The sequence below is a fragment of the Candidatus Frankia nodulisporulans genome (assembly GCF_902806475.1).
GTDB classification, from domain to species: domain Bacteria; phylum Actinomycetota; class Actinomycetes; order Frankiales; family Frankiaceae; genus Frankia; species Frankia umida.
This window is the reverse complement of sequence record NZ_CADCWS010000262.1, coordinates 1-5618: the sequence shown is the minus strand read 5'-3', so window position 1 is coordinate 5618 and position 5618 is coordinate 1. Positions and strand designations below refer to the sequence as shown.

At 69.7% G+C, this 5618-nt stretch carries 4 protein-coding genes and 1 pseudogene; 2 read left to right on the top strand and 3 right to left on the bottom strand.

The genetic code is table 11. The features are described from left to right. Nucleotides 1-484 precede the first annotated feature (484 nt). Together G6R24_RS17645 and G6R24_RS17640 are read left to right on the top strand one after the other, a co-directional pair. A complete protein-coding gene (locus G6R24_RS17645) occupies nt 485-1285 on the top strand; it encodes a DUF222 domain-containing protein (protein WP_163550320.1) in 801 nt (266 codons plus the stop codon). After that, nucleotides 1278-2117 (top strand): HNH endonuclease signature motif containing protein, encoded by an 840-nt coding sequence (locus G6R24_RS17640; protein WP_163550319.1) that lies wholly within the window; start codon nt 1278-1280, stop codon nt 2115-2117. Before G6R24_RS17645 ends, G6R24_RS17640 begins: the two co-directional genes overlap by 8 nt. Nucleotides 2118-2206: 89 nt before the next feature. Here G6R24_RS17640 and G6R24_RS17635 read toward each other — a convergent pair. The 3 genes and pseudogenes from G6R24_RS17635 to nirB form a co-directional block, all read right to left on the bottom strand. After that, nucleotides 2207-3358, bottom strand: a pseudogene (locus G6R24_RS17635) (uroporphyrinogen-III synthase). A gap of 35 nt (nt 3359-3393) precedes the next feature. Beyond that, complete coding sequence (gene nirD, locus G6R24_RS17630; RefSeq protein ID WP_338084463.1) at nt 3394-3852, bottom strand: nitrite reductase small subunit NirD; 459 nt, start codon at nt 3850-3852, stop codon at nt 3394-3396. Beyond that, on the bottom strand, nt 3815-5618 hold a 1804-nt coding region (gene nirB, locus G6R24_RS17625), incomplete at its 5' end, for a nitrite reductase large subunit NirB (RefSeq protein WP_163550318.1). The genes nirB and nirD, both read right to left, overlap by 38 nt.

Here is a 5618-nt window from a genome sequence, read left to right as displayed (position 1 = left end):
CCCCACAGCATTCTCCACGATCCGGGCACTCTATTTCTATTCCATGAGTTCTGCATAAGCCTCCAGGGGTGCCGCTATGTGGCCTTTCTGGTGGCGGTAAGGCCACGGTGGAGCCCGCCTCGTTCTCCTGCTGGGTCTTGTTGTCGATCTTGCCGGGAACCCCCGTCGGGTCGTGGTCGGACTGCGGTCCCTGCGGCGACGCCGTCTGGCGGGTCGGGTGCTGCCAGGCGTGCCTCCGACTGGTGCCGTGCCGGCATCTGGAATGAGCAGTATCTGATCACGGTGCGGAGGGTGGTCATCCGGCTGGTCGGATCGGGGGAGGCATCCTTGGCATCGCGACCCTGACTGGCCCGAGTGGGGGATGCGGTATGCGTGGCATCGAGTTACCTGGCCCCGGCGGGGGGTGCTGGGTCCCCTGGACTACACTGGAAATAGTTCGAACTGAGGTTCGATTTTCTGTCGCTGGGCAGGTTATGGTTCTGGCATGCCATTTCAGTCGGAGGAGCTGGTCGGCTCTGAGCCGCCGGGCGGGCACGGTAGTGCTGCTGGGAATCTGGGCAGCAGTGATTCTGTCAACGTCCTGCCGAACATCACCGTGGTTGTCGTCGCGGGAGAGGAAAACGCCGCTTCTCGTACCGTAGGCCAGCTGGCGGATATCGCCGGAGGTATGCGCGCGCTGTTGTCCGCTGAGCCCTCGTGCTGGTCGCGCGACGATGTCGAGAACATTCTTCTGGGTATGTACGAGCTGCTTTCCCAGCTGAGTGTGGTCCGTAGCCGGGCGATTCTCAGGGCCGGTGAGCTCGGGTTCTCCGCTCAGCGGGGTGCCCCTGATCTGGTCGGGTGGATGCGTGAGCAGATGCAGGTCGCTCCGGGGGACACGAGGCGTCTGATCGCCGTCGCTCAGGCCGTGGTTGGCGGGCCATGCCAGGCCACCGGGGTGGCGCTGGCCCAGGGAAGAATCAGTCCCGAGCAGGCCGACGTGATTCTGCGGGCGGTGCAGGGATTCCCCGGGCAGGCCAGTGACGAGCAGCGACATGCGATGCAGGTCGCGCTGCTCGCCGACGCGATCCGGATGGATCGTCATCAGCTGACCAGGTCGGCGGCTCAGCTGACCGAGAAGCTGCTCGCAGCCGACCGCCCAGCGGACGAGGAGAAGCGCCACGACACCGGCGCGGCCGGCAGTGGCATGGCTGGCAGCGGTGACAAGCCCGATGCGACGTGCGGGGGGCGGGGAGGACGGCCCAGTCGGCGCGGGCGACGCGGGCGACGCTCCGCCGGTGGGTGACGGCTGTTCGCCGGAGTCAGAGAGCAGCGGTCCGGGCCAGGGCAGCGGTCCGGGCCAGAGCGGTGGCAGTGCCCCGCGGTCGGATCCGCAGGCGGTACGTCAGCTGACGTTCTTCGACACGCCGCAGGGCACCACGCTGGTGCGCGGCGAGCTGGACGCCGAAGGCGCGACGCTGCTGCGGACGGCGCTCGATGGTCTGTCCGCTCCCCGCCCGGGCGAGGATGGCGCACGTGATCTGCGCACTCCCGCCCGCCGTCGTGCCGATGCGCTGGTGGAGCTGGTCAGCCGGGCTCTTTCCGGGAATCGGGTGCCGAAGTCAGGAGGTGCGCGGCCCCATCTCACGGTCACGATCGCCTGGTCGACCCTGATCTCGGGTGGTCTGGGTTCGGCGACGACGAGCTGGGGAATGCCGCTGCCCCTCGAGGTGGTCCGCCGGATCTCCTGCGACGCGGCGGTCGGCCGTATCATTCTCGACCCGAACGGCGTGCCGCTGGATGCCGGGAGAAGCGTGCGGACGGTTCCCCCGCACATGCGTCGAGCTCTTGTCTCCCGAGACGGCGGATGTGCATTCCCGAGTTGTGATAGGCCGCCTTCGTGGACCGAGGCTCATCACATCGTCCACTGGCTCGACAATGGTGCGACGAAGGTCGACAACCTGGTACTGCTGTGCTCTTTTCATCATCATCGGGTGCATCGGGAAAAATGGCATATTGTTGTCGAGGGTGATCGAAGGCCGTCGTTTGTGCCGCCGGCAGATATCGATCCGTCTCGCCGTCGGCGTCGAAATCTCCACGGTCAGCCGCCCGATCTCCTGGGCGGGTGGAGACTGTGATGGCGGGTTCTCGAGAGGATCAGGTTGGTGATGTCATGTCCTGGTCAGGTGGAGATGCTCCGTCGGGTGCACACCGTGGGGCGGCATCGTTAGTAACGCCAGTCGGCGGTGTCGACGGCGGCGCGTTCGGGATCGAAGGCGAGGCGGTAGCCGCGTTTGGCCACGGTCTGGATGATGCGCGGGTCGCCGAGAGCCGCCCGCAGCCGTCCGATGGCGACCTCGACGGCATGCTCGTCGCCGCCGCCCGGGGGCAGCAGGTCGCGACGGGTCACCACGTGCCCCGGCCGGGCGGCGAGCCGGCGCAGCAGAGCCATCGCGGTGCGGCTCAGCGGCACGATCCGGCCGTCGGCCACGGCGGCCTGGCCGCGGATGTCGAGCCAGCCCTCGGCGACGGGCAGCAGCAGGCCACGGCGGCGTGGCACCTGTTCGACGATCTCGCGTACGAGTGCCCCAAGGCGGGCGCGGGCCGGCTGGACGACCGGAATATCGAGGGCGAGCAGCGGGCCGGAGGTCACCGGGCCCACCCCGGCGGCGACGACGGGGCCTCGCAGCGCTTCCAGCACCGCTTCGCGCAGGCCCAGGTCCTGGGAGGTGCGCAGGAAGCTGATCACCGCGGGAGCGCTGGTGAACGCGACCGCGTCGAGTTCGTTGGTGGCCACCGCGTCGATCACCCGGCGCAGCGGGGCCGGGTCGGCGGGTCCGATCCAGCGGTAGACGGGCACCTCGATGACGTCGGCTCCGGCTGCCCGCAGGGTCTCGACCAGATCAGGCAGCGGTTCGCCGTGCAGTTAGACGGCGATGCGCCGACCGTCGAGGTCGTGCTGCTCGATCAGGTGCTCGAGTACCTCGTTGGACGATTCGGATGTCGGCGACCAGGCCTCGCGCAGCCCGCTGGCGCGCAGCGCACCGCGGGCCTTCGGGCCACGGGCGAGCAGGACGGCCGAGTCCAGCGCCTTGGTCAGGGGCTCGGCCAGGCCCCAGGTCTCGGCGGCGTCCATCCAACCCCGGAAGCCGATGCCGGTCGTGGCGATCGCCAGGTCAAGGGGCGCGGCCAGGCAGGCGTCGGTGGCCTCGCGCAACCGCGTGTCGTCCGCCAGCGGCACGATGCGGATCGCCGGTCCGTAGCGGACGCTCGCGCCCCGCCGTTCCAGCGCGGCGCCGAACTCCTCCCGTCGCCGTGCCGCGGTGATCCCGATGGTGTAGCCAGTGAGCGGCTCGACGCCGCCGGGCCCGGAGGTCATCCCCGGGCCCGCCCCGGCAGGCGTGCTGGTACCGCTCACGCGCAGTTCACCTCGACAGTTCCTTCGCGGACACGGACGTCGTAGACGGGCACGGCGACGCCGTGGTCGTCCAGGCACTCGCCGGTGCGCAGATCAAAGACCTGCTTGTGCATCGGTGACGCCACCGTCGGCCGGGAGCCCCGGGTACCGACGATGCCCCGTGACAGTACCCAGGCTCCGCTGAACGGGTCCTGGTTCCCCAGTGCGAAGAGAGCATCATCGTGCGTACGGAACAGCGCCACCTGGGTCTGCCCGATCAGTGCGCCACCCCACGCTCGGGCGTCAGGTCGACGAACCGGCACACCGCAGTCCAACCGGACATGATCTCGCCGTCTCTCCTCCTCGCGGCGGTCCCGCTGGCCGCCACGGCCCGCTGCCTCGTGGACGTGCCGGTCACCTGATTCTCGGGTGTGTCGGTCACCGCGGTGTGACGGCGGAGGCACCAGGCCGGTCATCGGCCCGCGGCGCCGGCACGGTGGTCGGCAGGGGGAGCAGGACAGGACGGGGCTGGTCGCGTTCGGTCACGAAGGTGATGCTCGGGTCGGGTGTGTCGGGCGCGTTGACGAACGACGCGAAGCGGCGCAGGCGTTCCGGGTCGGCAAGAACGCCGGCCCACTCGTCGCGGTAGGTGGCGGCGTGACGTTCCATCGCTGCATCCAGTTCGGCGGCGATACCCAGTGCGTCCTCGACCAGGACCGCCCGCAGGTAGGCCAGCCCGTCCAGCCCGTTGGTACCGGTGCGGTCAGGTCCGAGGGAGGGGCGGGTGGTGGCGGTGGCAAGCGATTCGAGCCACCCGGAGGTGCGCTGCAGGCGATCGGCGGTACGGATGTAGAACATCAGGAAGCGATCGATGGTGCGGACCAGGGTGTCGGCGTCGACATCGGTCAGCAGCAGGTCGGCGTGGCGCGGGCGAAAGCCGCCGTTGCCGCCGACGTAGAGGTTCCAACCGCGCTCGGTGGCGATGACTCCGATGTCCTTGCCGCGAGCCTCGGCGCATTCGCGGGCGCAGCCGGACACGCCGGCCTTGATCTTGTGCGGGGAACGCAGGCCGCGATAGCGCAGTTCCAGCTGGATGGCCAGGGCCACCGAGTCGCCGATGCCGAAGCGGCACCAGGTGGAACCGACGCACGACTTCACGGTGCGCAGCGCCTTGCCGTAGGCGTGACCGGACTCGAAGCCGGCGGCGACCAGACGTTGCCAGATCGCCGGAAGCTGCTCGACCCGGGCGCCGAGCAGATCGATGCGCTGCCCACCGGTGATCTTGGTGTAGAGGTCGAAGTCGCGGGCGACCTCGCCGATGGCGATGAGTTTCGCCGGAGTGATCTCCCCGCCGGGAATGCGCGGCACCACCGAATAGGTGCCATTGCGTTGGATGTTCGCCAGGAAGGCGTCATTGGTGTCCTGGAGGGCGGCCTGTTCGCCGTCCAGAATATGGCCGTTGCCGTGGCTGGCGAGAATGGAGGCGACGGCTGGCCTGCAGATGTCACAGCCACGGCCGCGGCCGTACCGGGAGACCAGCTCGCTGAACGTGGTGATGCCCTGGGTACGTACCAGTTCGGCGAGTCGCACCCGGGAGACATCGAAATGCTCGCAGAGCGCGGGGTTCACCGTCACACCGGACTCGGCCAGCAGCGACGACAGCATCGGCACGCACGAGCCGCAGCCGGTGCCGGCCCGGGTGCGGCCCTTCACCTGGGCGACGGTGGTCAGTCCGGACTCGCCGATGGCCGTGTCGATCGCGCCCCGGGTCACCGCGTGACACGAGCAGACCATCGCGTCGGGGGGCAGCGCCGCGACCCCGACCGCCCCGACGCCGGCGCCGGTGGTGGAGTCGGGACCGGCCGGGGCGATCATGGCAAGCGGGTCGCCCGGAAGGGGACGTCCCACCAGCGGGCGCAGCAGGGCGTAACGGGACGCGTCGCCGACGAGGACCCCGCCGAGCAGGGTGGAGGCGTCGTCGGAGACGACGAGGTTGGCGTAGCTGCCGGCGACCGGGTCGTTGACGGTTACCTCGAGCGCTCCGGCGGTGCCGGCCAGGGCATCTCCGAAACTCGCCACGTCGACGCCGAGCAGCTTGAGCTTGGTGGAGGTGTCCGCGGCGCCCAGCTCACGGCCCTCGGCGCCGAGCAGGCGCTCGGCCAGCAGCGTCGCCATCGCGTATCCCGGCGCGACCAGCCCGTGGACCCGTCCGTCGACGCACGCGCACTCGCCGATCGCGAAC

Excerpts from the sequence above, each read along its gene's own strand:
- G6R24_RS17645 (WP_163550320.1), top strand. The coding sequence starts at position 485 with ATGCCATTTCAGTCGGAGGAGCTGGTCGGCTCTGAGCCGCCGGGCGGG.
- nirD (WP_338084463.1), bottom strand. The coding sequence starts at position 3,852 with ATGACCGGCCTGGTGCCTCCGCCGTCACACCGCGGTGACCGACACACC.